20 protein-coding genes are annotated in these 25,444 nt (G+C 40.9%); 18 read left to right on the top strand and 2 right to left on the bottom strand.

What is annotated here, in order from left to right; genetic code table 11:
* The first annotated feature begins 15 nt into the window (after positions 1–15).
* The 14 genes from HMPREF9186_RS05715 (at position 16) to HMPREF9186_RS05650 (ending at position 19,660) form a co-directional block, all read left to right on the top strand.
* Positions 16–711 (top strand): Wzz/FepE/Etk N-terminal domain-containing protein, encoded by a 696-nt coding sequence (locus HMPREF9186_RS05715; protein WP_009731852.1) that lies wholly within the window; start codon positions 16–18, stop codon positions 709–711.
* A gap of 12 nt (positions 712–723) precedes the next feature.
* The gene (locus HMPREF9186_RS05710) at positions 724–1,416 is read left to right on the top strand and encodes a tyrosine-protein kinase (RefSeq protein WP_009731851.1); all 693 of its coding nucleotides are present in this window, start codon (positions 724–726) and stop codon (positions 1,414–1,416) included.
* A gap of 19 nt (positions 1,417–1,435) precedes the next feature.
* The gene (locus tag HMPREF9186_RS05705) at positions 1,436–2,812 is read left to right on the top strand and encodes a sugar transferase (protein ID WP_009731850.1); all 1,377 of its coding nucleotides are present in this window, start codon (positions 1,436–1,438) and stop codon (positions 2,810–2,812) included.
* A 37-nt stretch (positions 2,813–2,849) separates the two neighbouring features.
* Positions 2,850–4,022, top strand: coding sequence for a beta 1-4 rhamnosyltransferase Cps2T (cps2T, locus tag HMPREF9186_RS05700; RefSeq protein WP_009731849.1), 1,173 nt, complete (start codon positions 2,850–2,852; stop codon positions 4,020–4,022).
* A gap of 2 nt (positions 4,023–4,024) precedes the next feature.
* A complete protein-coding gene (locus HMPREF9186_RS05695) occupies positions 4,025–5,176 on the top strand; it encodes a glycosyltransferase family 4 protein (RefSeq protein WP_009731848.1) in 1,152 nt (383 codons plus the stop codon).
* Positions 5,177–5,195: 19 nt separating this feature from the next.
* The gene (locus HMPREF9186_RS05690; protein ID WP_009731847.1) at positions 5,196–6,200 is read left to right on the top strand and encodes a Stealth CR1 domain-containing protein; all 1,005 of its coding nucleotides are present in this window, start codon (positions 5,196–5,198) and stop codon (positions 6,198–6,200) included.
* A gap of 15 nt (positions 6,201–6,215) precedes the next feature.
* Positions 6,216–7,193, top strand: coding sequence for a glycosyltransferase family 2 protein (locus tag HMPREF9186_RS05685; RefSeq protein WP_009731846.1), 978 nt, complete (start codon positions 6,216–6,218; stop codon positions 7,191–7,193).
* A gap of 13 nt (positions 7,194–7,206) precedes the next feature.
* The gene (locus tag HMPREF9186_RS05680) at positions 7,207–8,235 is read left to right on the top strand and encodes a glycosyltransferase family 2 protein (RefSeq protein WP_009731845.1); all 1,029 of its coding nucleotides are present in this window, start codon (positions 7,207–7,209) and stop codon (positions 8,233–8,235) included.
* 124 nt (positions 8,236–8,359) lie between these two features.
* The gene (locus HMPREF9186_RS05675) at positions 8,360–9,526 is read left to right on the top strand and encodes a hypothetical protein (RefSeq protein WP_009731844.1); all 1,167 of its coding nucleotides are present in this window, start codon (positions 8,360–8,362) and stop codon (positions 9,524–9,526) included.
* 49 nt (positions 9,527–9,575) lie between these two features.
* Positions 9,576–10,997 (top strand): flippase, encoded by a 1,422-nt coding sequence (locus tag HMPREF9186_RS05670; protein ID WP_009731843.1) that lies wholly within the window; start codon positions 9,576–9,578, stop codon positions 10,995–10,997.
* Positions 10,994–11,992 (top strand): acyltransferase, encoded by a 999-nt coding sequence (locus HMPREF9186_RS05665; protein WP_009731842.1) that lies wholly within the window; start codon positions 10,994–10,996, stop codon positions 11,990–11,992. Before HMPREF9186_RS05670 ends, HMPREF9186_RS05665 begins: the two co-directional genes overlap by 4 nt.
* A gap of 13 nt (positions 11,993–12,005) precedes the next feature.
* Positions 12,006–13,103 (top strand): UDP-galactopyranose mutase, encoded by a 1,098-nt coding sequence (gene glf / locus HMPREF9186_RS05660; RefSeq protein ID WP_009731841.1) that lies wholly within the window; start codon positions 12,006–12,008, stop codon positions 13,101–13,103.
* 147 nt (positions 13,104–13,250) lie between these two features.
* Positions 13,251–16,742 carry a GBS Bsp-like repeat-containing protein gene (locus HMPREF9186_RS05655; RefSeq protein WP_009731840.1) on the top strand — a complete coding sequence of 1,164 codons (3,492 nt, stop codon included), beginning with the start codon at positions 13,251–13,253 and terminating at the stop codon, positions 16,740–16,742.
* A 143-nt stretch (positions 16,743–16,885) separates the two neighbouring features.
* A complete protein-coding gene (locus tag HMPREF9186_RS05650) occupies positions 16,886–19,660 on the top strand; it encodes a GBS Bsp-like repeat-containing protein (RefSeq protein ID WP_009731839.1) in 2,775 nt (924 codons plus the stop codon).
* A 251-nt stretch (positions 19,661–19,911) separates the two neighbouring features.
* Here HMPREF9186_RS05650 and HMPREF9186_RS05645 read toward each other — a convergent pair whose 3' ends face one another.
* The gene (locus HMPREF9186_RS05645; protein ID WP_009731838.1) at positions 19,912–20,775 is read right to left on the bottom strand and encodes an RluA family pseudouridine synthase; all 864 of its coding nucleotides are present in this window, start codon (positions 20,773–20,775) and stop codon (positions 19,912–19,914) included.
* 103 nt (positions 20,776–20,878) lie between these two features.
* Here HMPREF9186_RS05645 and pbp2a point away from each other — a divergent pair, with 103 nt between their 5' ends.
* Positions 20,879–23,113, top strand: a complete 2,235-nt coding sequence (gene pbp2a, locus HMPREF9186_RS05640; protein ID WP_009731837.1) for a penicillin-binding protein PBP2A — start codon at positions 20,879–20,881, stop codon at positions 23,111–23,113.
* A 41-nt stretch (positions 23,114–23,154) separates the two neighbouring features.
* Here pbp2a and ypfJ read toward each other — a convergent pair whose 3' ends face one another.
* On the bottom strand, positions 23,155–24,066 hold the full coding sequence (gene ypfJ, locus HMPREF9186_RS05635; RefSeq protein ID WP_009731836.1) for a KPN_02809 family neutral zinc metallopeptidase: 912 nt from the start codon (positions 24,064–24,066) through the stop codon (positions 23,155–23,157).
* A 144-nt stretch (positions 24,067–24,210) separates the two neighbouring features.
* Here ypfJ and rpmG point away from each other — a divergent pair, with 144 nt between their 5' ends.
* From rpmG to nusG, 3 genes are all read left to right on the top strand, one after another.
* Positions 24,211–24,363, top strand: a complete 153-nt coding sequence (gene rpmG, locus HMPREF9186_RS11160; protein WP_003009043.1) for a 50S ribosomal protein L33 — start codon at positions 24,211–24,213, stop codon at positions 24,361–24,363.
* 9 nt (positions 24,364–24,372) lie between these two features.
* The gene (gene secE, locus HMPREF9186_RS05630) at positions 24,373–24,549 is read left to right on the top strand and encodes a preprotein translocase subunit SecE (protein WP_003002261.1); all 177 of its coding nucleotides are present in this window, start codon (positions 24,373–24,375) and stop codon (positions 24,547–24,549) included.
* Between the two features lie 187 nt (positions 24,550–24,736).
* On the top strand, positions 24,737–25,273 hold the full coding sequence (gene nusG / locus HMPREF9186_RS05625) for a transcription termination/antitermination protein NusG (RefSeq protein WP_009731835.1): 537 nt from the start codon (positions 24,737–24,739) through the stop codon (positions 25,271–25,273).
* Positions 25,274–25,444: the final 171 nt, after the last annotated feature.

Raw genomic sequence — 25,444 nt, 5'->3', positions numbered from 1 at the left:
AGGAGTAATTAGGAAATGAACAATCAAGAAAAACAAGCAGTGGAAATTGATGTTTTCGCTATGCTGAAGACCCTATGGAAACGCAAGTTTTCGATCGTTTTGGTCGCTCTTGTCTTTGCTATCGCAGCCTTTGGCTACAGCGCATTTTTAGCTAAGAAAGAATACCAAAGTACCAGCCGTATTTATGTGGTTAGCCGTCAAAATCAGGAAAACAACGCCTTGACCAACTCGGATTTGCAGGCAGGTTCTTACTTGGTTAAAGACTATCGTGAGATCATCCTTTCTCAAAATGTCTTGACGCAAGCCATCGAAGAATTGAAACTCGATATGACACCTGCTGAGTTGTCGAAAAAGATCAGTGTGTCTGTTCCGACCGATACTCGGATCCTCTCCATCACAGCTAAGGATGGAGATCCAAAAGAAGCTGCTCGTATCGCCAACGGCCTTCGCAATGTAGCAGCTGAAAAGATCATCTCTGTAACCAAGGTGTCAGATGTCACGACTTTGGATGAGGCAGAAGTGCCGCAATCACCTTCTTCACCAAATATCCGACGCAATGTCCTTCTTGGCTTCATTGCTGGAGCTGGTCTGATGGTGGTTCTCTTGGTTGTAGTAGAAGTCTTGGACGATCGTGTCAAGAGACCAGAAGATATCGAAGAGTTGATGGGCTTAACCCTACTTGGTGTTGTGCCAGATATTAAGAAACTGTAGACTGGGGATCGCATGAATACGTTAGAAATTTCAAAAAATAAACTGCAAGAAATTCGAAAGGCAGAAGAGTACTTCAATGCCCTTGCAACGAATATCCAATTGAGTGGGGTGGATTTAAAAGTGATCGCCATCTCATCTGTACAAGAAAATGAAGGAAAATCAACCACTTCAACTAACTTGGCCGTTGCCTTTGCGCGTGCCGGCTACAAGACCCTCTTGGTTGACTGCGATATCCGGAACTCTGTCATGACAGGGGTTTTCCGTAGTCGGGATAAGATCCAAGGCTTGACGGATTTCTTGTCTGGCCGTAGCCAATTGGACCAAATTTTATATGCAACAGATTTTCCAAATTTGGATATTATCGAGTCTGGACAGGTAGCGCCAAACCCAACAGGGCTCTTGCAAAGCAAGAATTTCACTGTCATGATGGATGCTTTGCGGGATCATTTTGACTACATCATTGTTGATACTCCTCCTATCGGGGTCGTAATCGATGCGGCTATCATTGCCCAACGCTGTGATGGTACGGTCTTGATTACAGAATCTGGGGCCAATGGACGCAAGGCTGTCCAAAAGGCCAAGGACCAATTGGAACAAACAGGCACACCTTTCTTGGGAGTCGTGCTTAATAAATTTAATATTAAAGCTGCGGAGTATGGTTCGTATGGTGGATATGGATCATACGGAGAGTATGGGAAAAAGTAAAGAATAGGATTGAGGGAAAATGGGAGAAGAAAGAATCGAACTGGAAAAATTGAATATTGTTCTCTTTCAAAGTTTAGCTGTCCTGTTTTCGGCTTACATTGTGAGTCTTTTTAAAGATGCAGAATACACGTCACAGACGATCGCTATTCTTTATCTCTTACATTTTGTAGCCTTTTACATTAGCAATATTGCCTATCGTTTTTACAGCAGGGGCTACCTGGATGAGCTCTTTCAGGTTTTGAAATACAATGTGTTTTTCGCTGTTGGGATCACCTTTACCTCTTTTATGCTCGATGGAGTCTTTTCGATCTCTCGCCGGGGAATGATCTACTTCTTTCTCTTTAATACCTTTGCTGTCTATATTATGGATCTCTTGATAAAGAGATACCGGAAGTCTATTTTGCCACGTCGGAAAAGTTCGAGAAAAATTTTCCTGATTACAGCTACGAGTCGAATGGAGAAAGTCTTTGATATTCTAAACTCGCCCAATCTCTATCATGGGCAACTGATCGGTGTCACCGTCATGGACGATACGGATTTTACCCATTCAGGCGTACGGGTCGTGCAGCCGGAGCAAATGATGAACTTTGTCACCAAGGAAGTGGTGGACGAAGTGTTTATCAATCTGCCGAGTGAGGACTATAATATCAGTGACTTGGTCTCGGAATTTGAGAGCATGGGGATCGATGTATCGGTCAATCTCAATGCCTTTAACTTTACGTCATTGGGGAATAAACGGGTTCGAGAGGTTGGAGGCTTGAGCGTTGTCACCTTCTCGACCAATTTCTACAAGCCGAGTCACGTGTTTGCCAAACGCCTCTTGGACATTGCAGGAGCCCTCTTTGGTCTCTTGATTTGTGGTCTAGTAAGTATTGTCTTAGTCCCTCTGATCCGTAAGGATGGCGGATCAGCCTTCTTTGTACAAAAACGTGTCGGTAAGAACGGACGGTATTTCAACTTCTATAAATTCCGCTCTATGCGCGTGGATGCCGAAGAGATTAAAAAAGATCTCATGGAACAAAACACCATGACCGGTGGGATGTTCAAGATGGAAAATGATCCGCGGGTGACACCAATCGGTCGCTTTATCCGGAAGACCAGTCTCGATGAATTGCCACAATTTTACAATGTTCTGATCGGTGATATGAGTCTGGTCGGGACTCGTCCCCCAACGGTTGACGAATACCAAGACTATACGCCAGCTCAAAAACGCCGACTCAGCTTCAAGCCAGGTATTACCGGACTTTGGCAAGTGAGCGGACGCAGTGAAATCAAGGATTTTGATGAAGTAGTCAAACTGGACGTTGCGTACATGGATGACTGGACGATCTGGAGAGACATTCAGATCTTGCTCAAGACCGTGAAGGTTGTACTTAGAAAAGAAGGAGCGAAGTAGGAATGCCCTACTTCGTCCTTTCCATGTTAGGAGAAAAATGACACAATCAATTTATATTGTTGGTTCCAAAGGAATTCCAGCAAAATATGGTGGTTTTGAAACCTTTGTTGAGAAATTGACAGAATTCCAACAAGACAAAGATATCCAGTATTATGTAGCTTGTATGCGGGAGAATTCAGCAAAATCAGGGATTACAGCTGATACTTTCGAGCATAATGGAGCAATCTGTTACAATATTGACGTCCCTAATATCGGTCCTGCGCGTGCCATTGCTTATGATATTGCGGCTCTCAATAAGGCTATTGAAATGGCTAAAGAAAATAAGGATCAAGCTCCTATCTTTTATGTTTTAGCTTGTCGAATTGGTCCCTTTATTTCAAGAATTAAAAAGAAAATCAAGGCGATCGGTGGGACCCTCATGGTCAATCCAGATGGTCATGAATGGCTTCGTGCGAAATGGAGTCTCCCAGTCCGTAAGTACTGGAAGTTTTCTGAACAACTCATGGTTAAACATGCCGACCTGTTAATCTGCGATAGCAAGAATATTGAGGCTTATATTCAAAAGGACTATGCTAAGTATCAACCACAGACGACCTATATTGCCTATGGAACGGATACAAGCAAGTCTATCCTGAGTAAAGAAGACGAGAAAGTAGGGACTTGGTTTGCGGACAAGCAAGTCTCCGAAGGAAACTACTATCTTGTCGTGGGACGTTTTGTACCTGAGAATAACTATGAGGCTATGATTCGTGGCTTTATGCAGTCAAACTCCAAAAAAGATTTTGTCCTGATTACCAATGTAGAGCAAAACAAGTTCTATGAACAGTTGCGCAAGGATACAGGATTTGATCAAGATCCTAGAGTGAAGTTTGTTGGGACTGTCTATGATCAAGAATTGCTTAAATACATTCGTGAGAATGCTTTTGCTTATTTCCATGGTCATGAGGTAGGCGGGACCAATCCCTCACTTCTTGAGGCGCTTGAGTCTACCAAACTTAACCTCTTGTTAGATGTTGGTTTCAACCGAGAAGTGGGAGAAGATGGGGCGCTTTATTGGAAGAAAGACCAACTAGCACATGTCATTGATCAAGCTGAACAATTGGACGCTCAAGCCATTGCAGACCTTAATGAGAAATCAAGCCGACGGATCGCAGAAGCCTTCACTTGGGAAAAGATTGTCACAGACTACGAGAAAGTATTTAAAGGTTAGAAATGCAGAAAATATTATATCTCCATGCTGGTGCCGAAATGTATGGTGCTGACAAGGTGTTGTTGGAGCTTATTAAGGGTTTGGATAAAGATGCTTTTGAGGCACATGTTATCTTACCCAATGATGGCATCTTAGTTGGTGCATTGGAAGAGGTCGGTGCTAAGGTTAAAGTCATCGACTATCCAATCTTGCGTCGCAAATATTTTAATCCAAAAGGAATCCTTGAGTACTTTAGCTCTTATAACCGTTACTCCAAACAAATTGCCCAATATGCTAAGGAGTATGGGATTACTCTCATTCACAACAATACGACTGCGGTACTGGAAGGAATTTACCTCAAGCGGAAGTTAAAACTTCCTTTGATTTGGCATGTACATGAAATTATCGTCAAACCAAAAGCAATCTCAGATTTCATCAACTTTTTGATGGGACGTTATGCTGATACGATTGTGACGGTTTCAAATGCTGTAGCAAACCACGTCAAGCAGTCTCGCCATGTGAAAGACGATCAGGTTCAAGTTGTCTATAATGGGGTCGACAATGCCGTCTATCATGAAATCGATGCTAGCTCTGTCCGTGACCAATTTGGGATCGCACAGGATGTCTTGGTTATTGGAATGGTTGGTCGAGTGAATGCTTGGAAAGGGCAAGGAGACTTCCTAGAAGCTGTGACACCAATCTTAGAGTCTAATCCCAAAGCAGTAGCCTTTTTAGCAGGGAGTGCTTTTGAGGGGGAAGAGTGGCGCGTGGATGAGTTGGAAAAAGCTATCTCAGACTCTCCAGCAGCTAGCCAAATCAAGCGAATTGACTATTATAGCAAGACGACAGAACTCTATAATATGTTTGATATCTTTGTCTTGCCAAGTACCAATCCAGATCCATTACCAACAGTCGTCCTAGAAGCCATGGCTTGTGGTAAACCTGTATTGGGTTACCGTCATGGCGGTGTCTGTGAGATGGTCAAGGAAGACGAAAACGGTCTTCTTGCTACACCAAATCAGCCTGCAGAATTGTCTAAGGCTATCCAAGAATTAGCAGAGAACAGCGAGAAGAGAGAGCAATTTGGTGAAGCATCTGTCAAACGCCAAAAAGAACTCTTTTCATTACAAAGTTATATTCGGAATTTTTCGGAGTTGTATAAAAAATATAAGTAAATAATATTAAGGAAGTAATATGAATTTTCCAATTGATTTTGTGGTAACTTGGGTCGATGGAAGTGATCCGATTTGGCGAAAAAAGAAAAGTCGGTATGATGGATCAGTAGATACGTCAAAAAAAAGCATGAATTCAGAAAAAGCGTACAGAGATTGGGGCACCTTTAAGTATTGGTTTAGAGGTGTAGAAAAATTTGCTCCGTGGGTAAATAAAGTTTATCTTGTAACTGATAATCAGAAACCAGATTGGTTGGATATAAGTAATGAGAAGTTGGTTATTGTGGATCATAGAGAAATTATTTTTCCAGATTATTTACCAGTCTTTTCTGCAAATCCTATTGAAAGTAACCTTAACAATATCTCAGGACTTTCGGAACAATTTGTGTTTTTTAATGATGATATGTATTTAACTGCTCCAGTTTCTCCATCAGATTTTTTCTCTGAAAATGGTTTACCTAAATACAATACAGCATTATCTCCGATAATTCCTGAGAGATTTGGGACAGGGAATTTTCAGATAAATGATATGGAAATAATAACTAGCTATTTCAGTAGAAATGAAATTTTGAAGAATGGGCAATTCTTTAATCCTAAGCAGGGATTGAAAAATATTGTTAAGTCATTACTATACAGAAACAGTCAATTTATCTGTGGCTTCTGGGAAAGTCATCTGCCCTATCCACTATTAAAGTCAACTATGGATTTGGTATGGGAAAAGGAAAAAGCTATCTTGGAAAAAACCTCGGCTAGTCGCTTCAGAAATCCTTCTGATACTAATATTTGGCTCTTTAAGTATTGGCAGATTGCTAGCGGTCAATATGCTATCGGAAATCCCAAGTTAGGGGGACTCTTTTCTTTGGATAATGCCGGATCAGAATTTTGGGACTTATTAAATTCTGGGAAATACCAAATTATGTGTATCAATGATGGATTTAACGTCCAAGATGAGGAGCAGGTGATGAAGGAATTTATTACTACACTGGAAAAGTTGTTACCTGAAAAAAGTAGTTTTGAATTATTGTAAAGAAAGTGAGAAAGAATGAAATCAGTTTGTGCATTGGTAGTAACCTACAATCGCTCAAAATATCTTCAAAAGGCATTAGAGGGTATTTTAAATCAACAACAAAAAGTTTCTGGTGTATTAATTTTTAATAACAATGCTACAGATGATACGGAAGAGACACTTATTGATTTAGGATACATTGACGCAAAAAGCGATGAAATAGTAGAAAATCATCTGTATGAAACTGAAAAGGACGGAAGACGCTTTTATTATTATCATAATCATGAAAATCTTGGAGGTGCTGGGGGATTTGCTAATGGCATTAAGTTGATCTCTAAACTTGACTACGATTATGTTTGGATCATGGATGATGACGTCTACCCAGAACCTGATTGCTTGGGTAAAATTATGGAACAAATGGCTTTACAAAATGTTCAAGTGGGTATTCCTAATCGAACAGATGAGAATTTTGACGATCGAGCTATTACTAATTTTGATTTTGACGATCACCATAAATTTTGGACAGAGTTGAGAAAGACGGTAACATATGGACCGTTCAATGAAGATGCGATAAAAGTCGTTGATATGCCATTTGAAGGTCCTGTTGTTAAAATGTCGTTGCTTCGAAAAGTTGGTATTCCTGACAGTGGTTTTTTCATTGAGTATGATGATTCAGATTTTGCACAACGCCTTCAGCAGTATTCAGAAATTGTGTTTGCTACTAAAGCACAATTACATCGTCAACTTGCAGTAAAGGTAGATCCAAGTGTTATTAAACAGGAAGAACCTTATAATTGGCGAAACTATTATAAGATTCGAAATAATATTATTTTTGACAAGCGTTATGGAAAAAATTGGAAAGTTCGTCAATTAAGTCCACTGATACTAATTGCTCATCATCTTGTGCTTGCTATTCGCCATCGACATTTAAAACAGAACTTCCCGATTATTTGGAAAGGTTTTTGGGATGGGATTTTTCAACGTATGGGGAAACGAGTAGATCCTAATTATTAATAAGGAGTAAAAAATGTCTAAATTACTGTTGAGCTTTATTATGCCAACTTTTAACTCTTCAGAATACTTGTCAAAAACGATGGATAGTTTAATTGCTTCAATTGGTCAACACAGTAGTTCTGTGGAAATAATCTGTGTGGATGATGGTTCAACTGATAGTACTGTTGCTATATTGGAAGAATATAAATCTGTTTTTGATAATTTGACTATTATACGAAATAACCATGGTGGTGTAAGTCAAGCTAGAAACACTGCATTAGATGTGGTATCTGGGACATTTATCAGCTTTGTTGATAGTGATGATTTTTTTGAAGAGAATTTTTTAGATATTTTTTTAAGTATCGAGGAAAATTTTGATATCTTATTTACAGATGTTAAATATTTGGATAGAAATCTATATATACCAAGAATTTCTTTTGAAAAGAAAATCAATGTTTTTAAAAATTCGTTACGAATTGGTGAATATGGCATTGAACCTGGAGTAGCAGGAAAGTTCTTTAGAACAGAGGTAGTTAATAAAAATAGGATAAGATTCAATACAGAGTTATCTGTAAGTGAAGATGTGCTATTTAATTTTAACTTTATTACTTATGCAGATAATGTACTACTTAGTTCAGAAAAATTTTATACTGTAACAGGTACGCATAGTTTAATGTTCTATAACGAAAAAAATCTAGCTGGTCAAGTAGAATTTGTGAATCAGGTAAGAAAAATATTATCTATCTATCCTGATAATTCTGATAAACAATTACTAGAGGATAAGTTCATCATAAATGCGATGACTATTTTTATTGATCGTTACTTTGGACCACTTTGGTTAAATGGAACCTACTCTTTAAATAAAGCGTCAAAATTGATGAAAACTACAATAGAAGATAATAAATTTTCAAAGGCTTTTAATAGTAGTAGACTAGATTATTCCATTGGACATCGTTATGTTGTATTTAGAAAGTTGTTGAAATTCAAACAATATAAGTTATGCCTAATATATAATCGAATAATGGATAAAATTAAAGGATATGAGAGATTTAGGAAAGATTGATTAGTGTATTATTTCTAAATTCTTATAAAGTCAACATATATGACTGATCTTATTACTATTTATCTTACGTTTAAATTATTTTGATTTCCTCTAATACAAGAATCGAAAGGTATGGAAAGTACTTGTGAATAACAATCGTTTTATTTCAGAAAAAATCTATTTGTTTACCCTATTTGTGTGGGTTGTTGTCGCTTCATTAGTCACAACCACTTATTTTGTTCGATTAGACGGCTTTCTATCATTTTACCGCACAGTCCTTTATTGTACTACTTTAATGCTGTTGATAAAAGAGTTTATGAACTTTTCGAAAACTATACATTATTTTAGATTTCATTGGAAACAATTATTAATAGTAATAGTATTTTTTATTGTGATGTCTTTAGTTTCAAAAAATCGTGATGGAATATTAGATATAAATGTATTGCTTCTTGTTTTTTCTGCTAGAGATATTGATTTTAGAAAATTATTGGCTACTTTTTCTCTAGCGACATTTTCAGTACTTTGTTTGACGATTTTTGCCAGTCAACAAGGTATTATTGCCAATATGTTTATGAATGCAGACAACGGTTATCGTTTTAGTTTGGGTTTTAATTATGTATCATTTGCTTCACAAAGGTTATTTTTTGCTTTGTGTAGTTATCTGATGTTTCGTGGTAATAAAATTTCTTACATAGAATTACTGGCCTTATTTTCGGCTACGATTTACATGTACCAACAAACTTCAACATCCAGTCCATTTTACTTAAGCATTTTGATACTTGCATATGCATTATTTAGTATCAAAATATTTAAAAAAGGTTTTATTATTGAGAATTTTTGGATTTCACGATTAACGAATTATGGTTTTATTCTTGCCTTAGTTGTTATCTTATATTTTTGTTTTTATTCATCTGGCAATCTTTTTCACTTAGTGGATCAATACACCCATAATCGACTAAGGCTTAGTGTAGAAGGTTTTCAAAATTTTGGAGTCCATTTGTTTGGGCAACGAATTTCTTTTTCTACGTTAGATATATTTGGGAACTTTACTAGTAATTATAATTTCATTGATAGCTCGTTTGTTCAGCTGTTAGTTATTGATGGTTTAATCGTCAGTGCCTTTATGTTGTTTGCTCTTACTAAAGTTATGAAATATTTTGTATCCATTCGAAAAGATATCGTACTTGCCTGTTTAGGGATTATGATTATCCATGGAATGTTTGATCCTCAGATGTTGGTTCTTCGCTACTCTCCATTAATTTTGTTTATTAGTCGATTGTTTATTATGAATCCAGATAATAAAATTGAATAAACTTAGTTAACTCCAGTTAAAAAGAAAGATTAAGACGAGTTACATCCTTATGAAAGTGTTAAAAAATTACGCCTATAATCTCTCCTACCAGTTGCTAGTGATTGTCTTGCCGATTATCACTACCCCATATGTGACGAGGGTCTTTAGTTCAAATGACTTAGGGACTTACGGCTATTTCAACTCCATTGTCACCTACTTTATCCTTTTAGCGACCCTAGGAGTAGCCAATTATGGAACCAAGGAGATCTCAGGACACCGCAAGGACCTCCAAAAGAATTTCTGGGGGATTTATACTCTCCAGTTAGGCGCGACCTTTGTCTCCATTTTACTCTATCTCTTGCTTTGCTTGGCGCTTCCTTCCATGCAAAATCCTGTTGCCTATATCTTGGGCCTTAGCTTAGTATCAAAAGGGCTTGATATTTCTTGGCTCTTTCAGGGGTTAGAGGACTTCCGCAAGATTACGATTCGGAATATCACGGTCAAACTGGTTGGAGTCATCTCTATCTTCTTGTTTGTCAAATCTGCCAATGATCTTTATCTCTATGTATTCTTATTAACGATCTTTGAATTATTAGGTCAGCTCAGTATGTGGTTACCTGCTCGTGAATTTATTGGGAAAGCCCATTTTGATACGGCTTATGCACGGGTGCATTTAAAACCGGTCATTTTGCTCTTTTTACCGCAAATTGCCATTTCCCTCTATGTCACTTTGGACCGAACCATGCTGGGGGCTCTCGCATCTAAGATGGATGTGGGGATCTATGACCAGGCCTTAAAACTGGTCAATATTTTGTTAACCTTGGTGACTTCACTGGGGAGTGTCATGTTGCCTCGGGTATCGAGCCTCTTATCCTCGGGTGACCACAAGGCGGTTAACAAGATGCACCAAATGTCCTTTTTGATTTATAATTTGGTCATTTTCCCGATTATTGCCGGCATGCTGATTGTCAATGATGACTTTGTTCAGTTCTTCCTAGGGAAGGATTTCCAGGATGCACGTTATGCCATTGCCATCATGATTTTTAGAATGTTCTTTATCGGATGGACCAATATCATGGGGATTCAAATTCTAATCCCTCATAATAAAAATAAAGAATTTATGATTTCGACAACTGTTCCTGCCATTATCAGTGTCGGATTGAACCTAATCTTCCTACCAAAACTGGGCTTTATTGGAGCTGCCATTGTGTCAGTGTTGACAGAAGCTTTGGTATGGGGGATTCAACTCTACTTCACACGAACCTATCTTAAAGAAGTGCCGATTATGGGCTCAATGATGAAGATTGTGCTCGCTTCAGGCCTCATGTATGGTCTCTTGCTACTAGTCAAGTCTATTGTCCATATTTCGCCTACTTTGAATGTCGTTCTGTATGCGGTGCTTGGTGGGATCATTTATGGAACCTTAATTTTGCTCTTTAAGGTGGTGAATGTGAAAGAGTTTAAACAAATAATAGGAAAACAATCGAAATGAAGAAAATACGGAATATAAACCTAGACGTCCTTAAAATTATGGCTTGCATAGGAGTTGTATTACTCCATACTACAATGCCAGGATTTAAAGAAACTGGATCTTGGAATTGTTTAACATATTTATATTACTTAGGTACCTATTCAATTCCGGTATTTTTTATGGTAAATGGTTATTTATTATTGGGAAAAAATGAAATAAGCTATTCATACATCCTACAAAAAATAAAATGGATTCTTGTAACCGTATCGATATGGACTTTAATCATTTGGATTTATAAGAGGGATTTCTCACAAAATCCAATAAAAAAAGTTTTGGGTTCTTTGTTACAAAGAGGTTATTTTTTCCAGTTTTGGTTTTTTGGTGCTTTAATCCTTATTTACTTGTGTCTACCAATTTTGAAAAGATTTCTAAAATCAAAAAATCGGTATTTGTTGGTTCTATCTCTCTTAGTAATTATCGGTTTTGTACTTGAACTGACAAATTATTTACTTCAAAAGCCGGTGCAAGTTTATGTTATACAGACATTTAGATTATGGACCTGGTTTTTCTACTATATTTTAGGTGGATTTATAGCGCAATTTAATTTAGCAAATCTAAGAAGTTGCTTTAAGAATTGGATGAAAGTAGTAACTTTAGTTTTACTATTTATTTCACCGTTTATCTTATATGTGCTAGCGAAGGGTATTCACCATAATCTTTATGCTGAATATTTTTATGATAGTATTTTTGTGAAAATTGTAAGTTTAGGATTTTTTTTGACGGTACTCACATTTGATTTAAATACAGATAAGAACAGATGGATAATTTATATTTCTAATCAAATTATGGGTGTTTTTATTATACATACCTTTGTTATGAAAGTATGGGAGAAATTAGTAGGATTTAGTTTTGCAGGAGCATATTTGCTTTTTCTCATCTTCACATTAAGTGTCAGTTTCGCTGTGGTTGGAATACTAATAAAAATTCCTTATTTCAATCGAATTGTTAAATTATAAATAGGAGCTCAAAATGTATGATTATCTGATTGTTGGTGCTGGTTTATCGGGGGCAATTTTTGCTCATGAGGCGACCAAGCGTGGCAAAAAAGTAAAAGTAATTGACAAACGGGACCACATCGGTGGCAATATCTATTGTGAAGAAGTTGAAGGGATCAATGTTCACAAGTATGGAGCACACATTTTCCATACCTCAAACAAAAAGGTTTGGGATTATGTCAACCAATTTGCTGAATTTAACAACTATATCAATTCACCAGTGGCTAACTACAAGGGAAGCCTCTACAATCTTCCCTTCAATATGAATACCTTCTACGCCATGTGGGGGACCAAGACTCCTCAAGAAGTCAAGGACAAGATTGCAGAACAAACGGCGGATATGAAGGATGTTGAGCCCAAGAACTTGGAAGAACAAGCGATCAAGTTGATTGGTCCAGATATTTATGAAAAGTTGATCAAGGGCTATACGGAGAAGCAATGGGGACGTTCTGCAACAGACCTGCCTCCTTTCATCATCAAGCGTCTTCCGGTTCGTTTGACTTTTGATAATAACTACTTTAATGACCGTTACCAAGGGATTCCAATCGGTGGCTACAACGTCATTATTGAAAACATGCTGGGCGATGTAGAAGTAGAACTTGGGGTTGATTTTTTTGCCAATCGTGAAGAACTGGAAAGCTCTGCTGAAAAAGTTGTCTTTACAGGGATGATTGACCAGTATTTCAACTACAAACATGGGGAGTTGGAATACCGCAGTCTTCGATTCGAACATGAAGTCTTGGATGAGGAAAACCATCAAGGCAATGCAGTGGTCAACTATACTGAGCGTGAAATTCCATATACTCGGATCATTGAGCACAAGCACTTCGAATATGGTACCCAACCGAAGACGGTGATTACCCGTGAATACCCAGCTGATTGGAAACGAGGCGATGAGCCTTACTATCCAATCAATGATGAAAAGAACAACGCCATGTTTGCTAAGTACCAAGAAGAAGCAGCCAAAAATGACAAGGTCATCTTCTGTGGACGTTTGGCGGACTATAAATACTACGACATGCACGTGGTTATTGAGCGAGTTTTGGAAGTTGTTGAGAAAGAATTTGTATAAAGTTAATGATAAGAAGCTATCTTTGCTTCTTTTTTCGTGTTTCAAAAGATATCACTAATTTTAAAAATTTGCCTCATAAAACTTTTCATCGCTGAAACCGTGTGGTAAAATGATTAACGTATAAAATTTGTATAAAGGGAAGTTTATATGAAAAAGAAAGATCTTATTTTTTATGCCGGAGCGGCAGTCTTGATGGCTGTATCTGCTCAGGGAGTCAATGCAGATGAGCTGGTTTCAAAAGAAGTCGCTACTACTGAAGGCAACCAAGTCCAAGCTGAAACAGCGCCAGAAGTAGCAACTACTGAAAAGTCAGTCGCACCAGTCGCAAGCAACTACGCAGCACCAGCAAATGTGACTGAACAGCCTGTAGCTTCTGCAAGTAGCACCACTGCTACAGATAATCGTACACCATCTTTAGAGAAAGCTACAGAAATAGCGCCTACTGAGAAGACAGAAGAAAATCCTCTTCCGTCTGATGTAGGAAGCACCACCTTCTTTAATACAGGTGCTCACGCTCCAGCTGGTCGTTCAACAGATGTGGCGGTTCAGCCAAAATCATTCGTTGATGTGAGTAGCCACAACGGAGACATTAGTATTGGAGACTACCGCACCTTAGCTAATAAGGGCGTGGGTGGTGTCGTTGTCAAATTGACAGAAGATACTTGGTACAAGAACCCGAATGCGGAGAACCAAATTCGCAATGCGCAAGCAGCTGGTCTGCAAGTATCGACCTACCACTTCTCTCGCTATACTTCTGAAGAAGCAGCGCGTGCAGAAGCACGGTTTTATATTGCAGCGGCGCAACGCTTGAATCTTCCAAAGAACACCCTCATGGTCAATGACTTTGAGGATGCTAAGATGCAACCAAACATTAACCGCAACACCCAAGCTTGGGTAGATGAAATGCGTAAAAATGGCTACACCAATTTGATGTTCTACACCAGTGCTAGCTGGTTGGATGAAAACAATCTTCGCAAAAAAGGTCCAGTCAACACCGCTCAATTTGGCCTTCAAAATTTCTGGGTTGCCCAATACCCTTCTCCAAAACTATCTGTAAATGATGCGAAAAGTTTGCGTTACAATGGAAAAGCGGGAGCATGGCAGTTCACTTCTCAAGCGGAATTGCTTCCAGGCAAACACCTCTTTGACCACAGTGTGGACTATACAGGTCGCTTTACAGCAAACGCAAAACCTGTAGCTGACCCGACAGTAGGAAATTTAAGTGGAAAGATCAGCATTTCCAATAACGATACCATGGCCGGTCGCTTTGATGTCGTGATCTCAAATGTCAAAGCACCAAATGGAGTTCGAACAGTTTCTGTACCGGTCTGGTCAGAAACAGGTGGTCAAGATGACCTTGTTTGGTATACAGCCAATCGGCAAGCAAATGGAACCTATACTGTCAATGTAAAAGCGTCGGACCATAAAAACTCAACAGGTCTTTACAATGTCCACCTTTACTATGTTCAAAACAATGGGCAATTGACAGGTGTGGGTGGAACCACGACAAATGTTTATATTGGAAAACGACCAGAGGATTTAAAACCAAGTGGTACGTTAAGAATTGAGAACAATAATTCAGAGACAGGCACCTTTGATGCGGTTGTTCGGGATGTAGTATCCCCAAATGGTTTGAAAGAAGTTTTAGTTCCTACTTGGTCTAACCAAAATGGTCAGGATGATCTAGTCTGGCATAAAGCAATTCGCCAAAGTGATGGAAGCTACCGAGCTACCATTAAAGTGAGCGATCATAAGAACGATAGTGGAAAATACAATGTTCATGTACATTTTGTAGATGACAATAATCGTCGACGTTATGTGACAGAGACAGTTACAGAAGTTAAACAAATTAATCAAATTAAACCAAGTGGCACGCTAACAATTGAGAATAATAATTCTGAAACAGGCACGTTTGACGCAGTTATTCGTAATGTTGTTGCACCAAATGGCTTGAAAGAAGTCTTGATCCCAACCTGGTCCGACAAGAACTGGCAAGATGATATAGTATGGCATAAAGCGGTCCGTCAAAGTGATGGCAGCTACCGTGCAACGATAAAAGCGAGTGATCATAAGAATGACACAGGTAAATATAATGTCCATGTACATTATATCGATGAAAACAATCATCGAAGTTATGTGACAGAGACAGTTACAGATGTTAAACAAATTAATCAGATTAAACCAAGTGGTACGTTAACGATTGAGAATAATAATTCTGAGACAGGCACCTTTGATGCAGTTATTCGCAATGTAGTAGCTCCAAATGGCTTGAAAGAAATCTTGGTTCCAACTTGGTCAGACAAGAACTGGCAGGATGATATAGTATGGCATAAAGCGGTCCGTCAAAGTGATGGCAGCTATCGTGCAACCATCAAAGCCTCAGATCATAAAAATGAAGATGGTAAGTACAATATCCATGTCCACTATGTGGATCAAAATAACCAACGAAACTACATCACAGAAACCACAGCAGAAGTGCGTCAAGCCCGTCGTTCTGGTACAATCTTGATTCAAAACAACAATAAGGATACAGGTACCTTTGATGTCATCATCAAGGATGTATATAGCCCTAAAGGGGTGCGGACTGTACAAGTTCCTACTTGGTCTGATAAGGACGGCCAAGACGACATCCGCTGGTATGAGGCGGCTCGCCAATCAAATGGAGACTACAAGGTATCTGTAAAAGCGAGTGACCACAAGAATTCTACTGGCAAGTACCATATCCACCTCTACTACATCCAAAATGATGGTTCTCGTGTAGGTGTTGGTACCACGACCACAGACGTGGAATTCCGAAACGCCATGACCAAGACGCAAGCTTCTATCAAGAATGTCAATGCAACGAACGGGACTTATACAGTAGCTGTAGATCAAGCACCTCAGGGACGTCAGATTAAGAATATTCGTGTCGCAGCTTGGTCTAAAGCTCATCAAGAAAATCTATACTGGTACTCTGCAACACCGTCAGGTATGCATACAGAGATCACAGTCTCTGCCAATAATCACGGTAATGAAGCGGGCAACTATACGACTCACGTCTATGTGGACTACAAAGATGGGGGAGTTGAAGGTTTTAACCTGGGTCAGACAGGCTTGTCTCCACGGAATCAAAAAGTGAATCCTAAAACGACCTACTATTCTCAACGAGACCCTCGTTGGGCCGGGAAATATTATGGCATCAGTAATGTCGATCAGTCAGGCTGTGTACCGACCTCTCTTGCCATGACCTTTACGGATATCCTTGGAAGAACGATTCTGCCAACAACAGTGGCTGATTATCTTTACAACAATACTGATTCATTTAATAAAGGTGAGGTAGGAACAGATGCAGATGGGATTGTATCTGCTACTCGTAACTGGGGCTTGAAGAGTCAGTTGGTTAACGGGGCTGGAGGCATTGCAGAAGCCCTCATGGCTGGCAAGCATGTACTTGCTGCGGTAGGCAATAGCCAATTTACTAGCGATCCTTATACCCATGAATTGGTCTTGCATGGCTATGATAATGGTAGAACCTATGTCCGCGATCCATATAATAGTGGCAACAACGGCTGGTATTCGATCAATTATCTCCACTCTATTAAGAGTAAAGACCCAATGGATAACAAGCTCGGAGCACCTTTCTTCTCTATTTTTGCATAAGCATATTGAAGGCCGATCCGGCCTTCTTTTTTCTTTAGATTAAGTATGAAATCTTCTAATGAAGTTGTTTCGTGATCTGACGGTTTGTGCTATAATACTACTATGTGGGTAGAATCCGTATAAAAAAATACAAGGGAAGATAAATGAAAAAGAAAGATCTTATTTTTTATGCTGGGGCAACGATTTTGTTAGCCTTTTCGACACAACAGGTCCAGGCAGATGAGCAAGTCGCATCCGATCAAACCTCAGAAAATACTTCAGCTATCGTGTTGAAAACAACAACGGTATCAGAAGCTCAGAATATTGCAACCGATGGGGTGAAAACTGATCAAGCAGTTCAGACAGAAAAACCGGTTGTAACAGAGACGACACCTGTCACACCGATTGTTGGCAATAACCCGTCTTTTGACAAGGGAACTAGCGACAAGGTTGTATCAGAGAATCCAGCACCTGCTGTGGTAGCTAGTCGCGCTCCCTACGGCGCACGGGCACGAGTGGTAGAATCAGAAGATAATAGTTTACCAACAGAAGAAGTACAGAAACCGAGTGGTACTGTAACGATAGAGAACAAAAATACCGAGACAGGCACGTTTGATGCAGTAATTCGTAATGTAGTATCTCCAAATGGATTGAAAGAAGTCTTGATTCCGACCTGGTCAGACAAGAACTGGCAAGATGATCTTGTTTGGCACAAAGCAGTTCTTGAAAATGATGGAAGCTATCGTGCGACCATCAAAGTCTCAGATCATAAAAATGATGATGGCAAATACCATGTCCATGTTTATTATGTAGATCAAAATAACAAACGAAGTTATATCACAGAAACCACTACAGAAGTGTACCATGTAAAACCAAGTGGTACTATAACAATTGAGAACAACAATACTGTAACCGGTACGTTTGACGCAGTAATTCGTAATGTTGTTGCACCAAATGGATTGAAAGAAGTCTTGATTCCGACCTGGTCAGACAAGAACTGGCAAGATGATCTTGTTTGGCACAAAGCAGTTCTTCAGAGTGATGGGAGCTACCGCGCAACGATTAAAGCCTCAGATCATAAAAATGATGATGGCAAATACCATGTCCATGTTTACTATGTAGATCAAGCTGACAAACGGAGCTATATCACAGAAACTACTACAGAAGTGCACCACGTAAAACCAAGTGGTACGTTGACTATTGAGAACAATAATACCGAGACAGGTACCTTCGATGCAGTAATTCGTAATGTAGTAGCACCAAATGGATTGAAAGAAGTCTTGATTCCGACTTGGTCAGATAAGAACTGGCAAGATGACCTGGTATGGCATAAAGCAGTTCTTCAAAGCGATGGTAGCTATCGCGCGACCATCAAAGTCTCAGATCATAAAAATGATGATGGTAAATACAATATCCATGTCTACTATGTAGATCAAAATAACAAACGGAGTTATATCACAGAAACCACTACAGAAGTTCGCCACGTAAAACCAAGTGGCACTGTAACGATAGAGAATAACAACACTGTAACAGGTACCTTTGACGCAGTAATTCGTAATGTTGTTGCACCAAAAGGTTTGAAAGAAGTTCTGGTGCCAACCTGGTCAGATCCAAACGGACCGGATGATCTTGTTTGGCATAAAGCAGTTCGCCAAAGCGATGGCAGCTACCGCGCGACCATCAAAGCCTCAGATCATAAAAATGTGGATGGTAAATACCATGTCCATGTTTACTATGTGGATCAAAAAAACCAACGAAACTATATTACAGAAACTACAGCAGAAGTCCGTCAAGCCCGACGTTCTGGTACAATTGTAATCCAAAACAACAACAGGGATACGGGAATCTTTGACGTCATCATTAAGGATGTCTACAGTCCTAAAGGTGTGCGAACCGTTCAAGTTCCAACTTGGTCTGATAAGGATGGTCAAGATGATATCCGTTGGTATGAAGCAACTCGTCAAGCGAACGGAGACTACAAGGTTTCTGTCAAAGCGAGTGATCACAAGAACTCCACTGGTAAATACCATGTTCACCTTTACTACATCCAAAATGATGGTTCTCGTGTAGGGGCTGGTACGACAACTACAGAAGTTGAATTTCGAAATATGACGACCAAGACCCAAACAGGGATTAAGAATGTTAATTCTGGTGCGGGAACCTTTACGGTAACGGTGGATCAAGCACCTCAGGGACGTCGGATCAAGAACATCCGTGTTGCAGCCTGGTCTCAATCCCATCAGGAAAACCTCTTCTGGTATACAACAGCCCCTTCTGGAACGCATACAGAAGTACAAGTCTCTGCAGCGAATCACCAGTACCAGAAAGGAAATTACACCACTCACGTCTATGTGGACTATGTGGATGGTGGCGTTGAAGGCTTTAACCTGGGTCAAACAGCCTTGCATCCTCGTGAGACAGTTGGTCAAACGGCTTTCACTCCTCGTGTTACCAATGGACAACGGGACCGTGTCTTACGGGCGGCAGCCAATTTAGTTGGTGTTCGTGGCGGAACTGCAGCTCACCATCAATTGGTCAATGATTACAACAGTGTCAAACCACTTCCTGTTGGTTATACTGTGAAGACGACCGATGATTGGTGTGATATCTTTGTCACAACGGTCTTCCAGCGTGAGGGCTTGAGTGGTTTGATTGGCCGTGAATGTGGGGTTGAACGTCATATTCAGATTTTCAAACGGTTGGGCATTTGGAATGAAGATGGGACCACTACACCAAAAGCAGGGGACATCATCACTTTTAACTGGGATCAAAATACCCAGCAAAATAATGGATTTGCGGATCACATCGGAATTGTTGAGAGCGTCTCAAATGGGATCATTCATACCATTGAAGGAAACTCCAACAACCAAGTCCGTCGCAATACGTATCGTATTGGACATGGCAATATTCGTGGATTTGCAAGTCCTCGTTATCAATAACAAAAAGGGAGTGGGAAAGAACTCCGACTAGTAAAAAAGAGTTCGTCTTCCCACCCCCGCACAGCTTCAACAGTCTGGGAGACTGTTGAAGGTTGCACATAAAGGAAACATAGTTTCCGTCAACATAGGTCATCTTTGGAGCTTAAAAAGAGAACAAAGATGCCAATCAACCACTGCGTCATACAGTTATTTCTATCAAATATAAAAGGCTGAACAGTTTTTGTCCAGCCTCTTTTTGTGGCTTCTTTTTTTCACGCTTTCAATCCTTCTTCAAAACTCTTGGAAGGCGCCTCAACTTGGATGGTTTCAAGCGTTAATGGGTTGGTGAAGGTCAAGCGATGGGCATGGAGCATGAGTCGCTCTCCGCGTTCAGGGTTATAGAGAGGATCCCCGACAATCGGGTGTCCATGATGGGAGAGATGGACCCGGATCTGATGGGTCCGCCCCGTCTTGAGCTGGCATTTGACCAAACTGTTTCGCCCGATTTTTTTCAATTGCGTCACCTGGGTTTCTGCATACTGCCCCTTGCGTGGATCGACCAGGCGCTTGCGCCGATCGTGGCGATCGCGTCCGATTTTATCCTTGTAGATGATGGTCTTTTGCCTTAAGCTACCTTGGATCAAGGCCCAATACTCGCGTTGGATTTTTTTATCTTCCAAAATGCGGTTGAGAATAGGCAGGATAAAAGGATTCTTAGCAAATAAAATGGCTCCACTGGTTTCCTTATCTAACCGGTGCACGACGTAGCAGGTGGATCTAACATAGCTGGAAACATGGTTGAGAAGAGCAATTTCCATCGGTTCGTTGGCATGGGTTTTCATGCCTTCGGGCTTATTGACGATGATGACGTGCTCATCCTGATAGAGTTCTTCGACGAGACTGGGGTCTCCTTCTAGGAGCTCTTTTTCAGGGTAATCGTCTGCGTCAAAGATCAGCTGGATCTGATCCCCTTTTTGAACGGGGCTCTGCCAGTTGATGGTCTCTCCATTGACCAAGACGTGTTTTTTGACCCGTAAAAAATGCCGGATCTTACGGGGGATGAGGAAGTAGTCTTCAAGGAGCTCTTTCACAGTCATTTGGGGAAAGGATTGTGGAATGGTAAATTGATAGTTCATGACCCTATTGTAGCAAAATCTAAGCTTAAAGAAAACTAAATGAGAAACAGCGAGGAGCGATCTTTTCTTGCTAGGACAAGGATAAGGTGTTACAATAACAGGTATGAAAAGAATAAAAGAATTATTTGAAAATGCGATCACTTTTTTTAGAAAGGATCATCCGCCCAAAACAGTGGCAGAAGAAGTGCCAGACACTGAGTTACCAGAAGAAGCGGTGGAGACGACCTATAGTCGCTCGGGCAAGCACAGAAGCAAGCCTCTGTCTCAGCACCCCTTCCGTCGTTTCTGGCGTCGTTTCCATTTAACCAAGATTCTCCTGATCATTGGGCTAGGCTTTAGCCTCTTGACAGGGGGCTATCTCTTCTACCTTGCTAAGACAACCAATGTCAAGGATCTGCAGAATGCACTCAAGGCAACCACTATTATCTATGATAAGAATGGGGACCAGGCTGGAAGTTTGACCGGGCAAAAAGGAACCTATGTCGAACTCGATGCCATTAGTGAAAATCTGCAGAATGCCGTAGTGGCCACAGAGGATCGGAGTTTTTACAAGAACAGCGGGATCAACTATGGCCGTTTCTTCTTAGCGATTTTGACCCTGGGTCGCTCAGGTGGAGGATCGACCATCACCCAGCAGCTGGCTAAAAATGCCTTTCTGTCTCAGGACCAGACGGTGGAGCGTAAGGCCAAAGAGTTCTTCTTGGCGCTTGAAATTAATAAAAAATACAGTAAAAAAGAGATCCTCACTATGTACCTCAATAATGCCTATTTTGGAAATGGAGTTTGGGGAATTGAAGATGCCTCTAAGAAGTATTTTGGGGTTTCAGCCAGTCAATTAAGTCTAGATCAGTCAGCGGTTCTAGCAGGCATGCTCAAGGGGCCGGAAATCTATAACCCGCTCTATTCGGTAGAGAATGCGACCAACCGCCGCAATACGGTCCTTCAAAATATGGTAGCGGCTGGCTATATTGACCAGGCAACAGCCGATCAATCTGCTGCTGTTGATATCCATGGCCAGCTAGTCGATGCCTATGAAGGCAAGTCAGAGGACTACCGCTACCCTTCCTATTTTGATGCGGTCATCAATGAAGCGGTCAATAGATATGGCCTGACCGAAGAAGACATTGTCAAAAATGGCTACCGGATCTACACTGAGCTGGATCAAAATTACCAAGCGAGCATGCAGGTGATCTATGACAATACAGCTCTCTTCCCAGTAGCAGAAGATGGGACGCGCGCAGAGTCCGGTAGTGTGGCCCTTGATCCTAAGACTGGCGGGGTTCGGGCTCTCGTAGGTCGTGTCGGTAGCGATGAAAATCCAGGATTTCGGACTTACAACTATGCCACCCAAGCTGCTCGTAGTCCGGGATCGACCATCAAACCTTTAGTGGTCTATAGCCCAGCTGTTGCAGAAGGTTGGTCGACCAATAAGGAATTGGACAATAGTACCACTCAATACGGAAGTTATGAAGTCAATAACTATGCAGGAATCCAGTCGAGCCCAACGGTACCGATGTACCAGGCCTTGGCAGAATCCCTCAACCTTCCAGCCGTTGCGACGGCCAATGATTTGGGTCTCAATACGGTCTTTGAATACGGAAAAAAATTCGGTCTCAACATGGACAAGGTGGAAAAATCGCTTGCAGTTGCTTTGGGAGCCGGTGTAACGACCAATCCAATGCAGATGGCCCAAGCTTATGGAACCTTTGCCAATGGCGGGGTCATGAATGATGCCCACCTCATTACCAAGATCGAAAATGCTAGTGGTCAGGTGGTCAAGAGCCATAGTCAGAAATCAACCCGGGTGCTTAGTGGATCCGCAACGGATAAGATGACCAATATGATGCTGGGAACCTTCAGTAATGGTACGGGGGTTAACGCTGCACCTTATGGCTATACCATGGCAGGAAAAACCGGTACGACAGAGACCAGCTTTAACAAGGACCTCTCTGGAGACCAATGGGTGATCGGCTACACGCCAGATGTGGTCATCAGTCAATGGCTTGGTTTCCCAACGACCGATGAAGGTCATTACCTGACCGATAGTAGTGCCGGAACGGCGTCAGAGATCTTCCGCAATGTTGCCAACAGCGTCCTGCCTTATACAGACGGTACCCAGTTTGATTCCGTGAAGAACTCTTATGCTGAAAATGGCATTGCTCCAGTTGGAGAAGAAAATACAGAAACAGATACCAAGGAAGACAAAGGATTCTTTGAGGAAGTCAAAGAAAAGGCGACGAATATGGTCGATGATGCGAAAAAAGCAATCGACGAAGCCGATATTCCAGGAAAAGCGAAAAACGCTTGGGATACTTTCAAAGGTTGGCTTGGTTTCTAATCAAAAAAACGATTCAGAAATTCTTCTGAATCGTTTTTTGTTTAGAGTTCACTATCTGACAAGCTAAAGGTATCGCCGTGTTGTAAGTCTCCGTACTGGTAGCCCCGTTTGAACCAGCGCATGCGTTGCTCAGAAGTCCCGTGGGTAAAGCTGTCTGGTACGGAGTAGCCGTAAGCTTGCTCCTGGAGAGTGTCATCACCGACTGCATGGGCCGCATTCATGGCTTCTTCAATATCCCCAATATCTAGGAGGTTTCGGTCTTGAATGGAGCGTGCCCAAACACCTGCTAGATAATCGGCTTGTAACTCGATACGGACACTGATGGCATTTCGTTCCTTCTCAGAAAGTCCTTGCTGCATCCGGTGGTATTTTCCAAGGATCCCCAGCTCGTTTTGTACGTGGTGGCCGACTTCGTGGGCGATAACGTAGGCCATGGCAAAGTCCCCACTAGCCTTGTATTTGGTGGTCAATTCTTTGTAGAAACTCATATCCAAATAAATTTTCTTATCGGTTGGACAGTAGAAGGGACCAGCTGACGCTTGTCCGATGCCACAGCCTGTCTTTGTCCGTCCAGTATAGAAGACAAGTTTGGGTTCCTGGTAGGTCCGACCTTCTGCTTGAAAGAGCTTGTGCCAATGATCTTCTGTTGTCCCCAGGACCTTGCTGACGAACTGAGCGTCTGCATCGTCGACATGGGTCTGGTTGGTGCGTGTGACTTGAGTGGACTGGTAAGGCTGGGAGCTTCCATTTCCAAAGAGTCCGCCAAGACTAGCTCCTCCCCCACCCAGAAGGACCATGAGGAGGATAATGACGATCTTGCTCTTGAAGCTTCCAGGAGATAAGAGGATCTGTAAAATGCCCCCGCCAAGGTTGCTATTGCTAGAAGATTGGGAGTAGCTTTGTCCTCGTCGATCTTCGATATTTCTACTTTCTTTTAGGTTATCACTTTTCATATTCGTCTCCTTTTGTATTATTTTACCAAAAATGAAGAGAAAACCAGAGTGATAACGCTTTATATTTGCTTTTTTCTTGGTGGGGAGATTTCTAATCTTGTCAAAACGTAGAAAACTTGCTATAATGGGGTGAACGGAGGCGTTATGGCATTAAAAAAAGCAAGTCTAGCGTGTACGGTTTGTGGGTCACGCAATTACTCCATTAAGTTGAGTGGGACGCCAAAACCAACACGTCTAGAAGTCAATAAATTCTGCAAACATTGCAGCAAGTATACCATCCATAAAGAAACACGATAGGAGAGAGTTGTGAAATTCATTAAAGATATTTTCGTCTTACTAAAAGATACAACTTGGCCAAATCGCAAGGAAAGATGGAAAAATTTTATCTCAGTGATTGAGTACACCGCTTTCTTTGTAGCTTTGATTTATTTGTTTGACAAAGTCATTGCACGTGGCCTATTGCACATGATCAATTTCTTTTAAGAAAAGAAGCCAGATGGGACCCTCAGGGTCCCATTTTTTATTGTCTTTTCTAAAAAATAAATCAGCAAACCTCTTTGCATTCCTACAAAATGTGGTATAATGAAGCTAGGAAAACGAAAGCCAAGAGGCTTTTTTTAGTATGTTCACAAAAGCTCGAGCAGGCTAAACAGAAAGAAAGGATGCCCAAATGGACAGTTTTGACAAAGGCTGGTTTGTATTACAAACCTACTCAGGATATGAAAACAAAGTAAAAGAGAATCTTTTGCAACGTGCGCAAACCTACAATATGTTAGAAAATATCTTGCGCGTAGAGATTCCAACTCAGACCGTACAAGTTGAGAAAAACGGTAAATCAAAAGAAATCGAAGAAAACCGCTTCCCAGGTTATGTCTTGGTGGAAATGGTCATGACAGATGAAGCTTGGTTTGTCGTTCGGAATACTCCTAACGTTACTGGTTTCGTTGGATCACACGGGAACCGTTCAAAACCAACCCCATTGTTGGAAGAAGAAATCCGCAGCATCTTGCTCTCTATGGGTCAAACCGTGCAAGAGTTTGATCTGGATGTCAAGGTGGGCGATACGGTTCGCATCATCGATGGTGCCTTCACAGACTACACTGGAAAGATCACTGAAATTGATAACAACAAGGTGAAAATGGTCATTTCTATGTTCGGTAACGATACAGTTGCAGAAGTGAATTTGAACCAAATTGCTGAATTGTAAGAAAGAGAGAGTGGGACAGCTTCAACAGTCTGGGAGACTGTTGAAGGTTGCAGATAAAGGAAACATAGTTTCCGTCAACATAGGGCATCTTTGAAGCTTAAAAAGCGAACAAAGACTTAGGATACTTGCTTCGCAAGTTCTATCCGCCACCTCAAAGCAGTGCTTTGAGCA

The sequence above is a fragment of the Streptococcus sp. F0442 genome, assembly GCF_000314795.2.
In the GTDB taxonomy this organism is placed as follows: domain Bacteria; phylum Bacillota; class Bacilli; order Lactobacillales; family Streptococcaceae; genus Streptococcus.
This window is presented reverse-complemented; position numbering and strand designations above follow the sequence as displayed.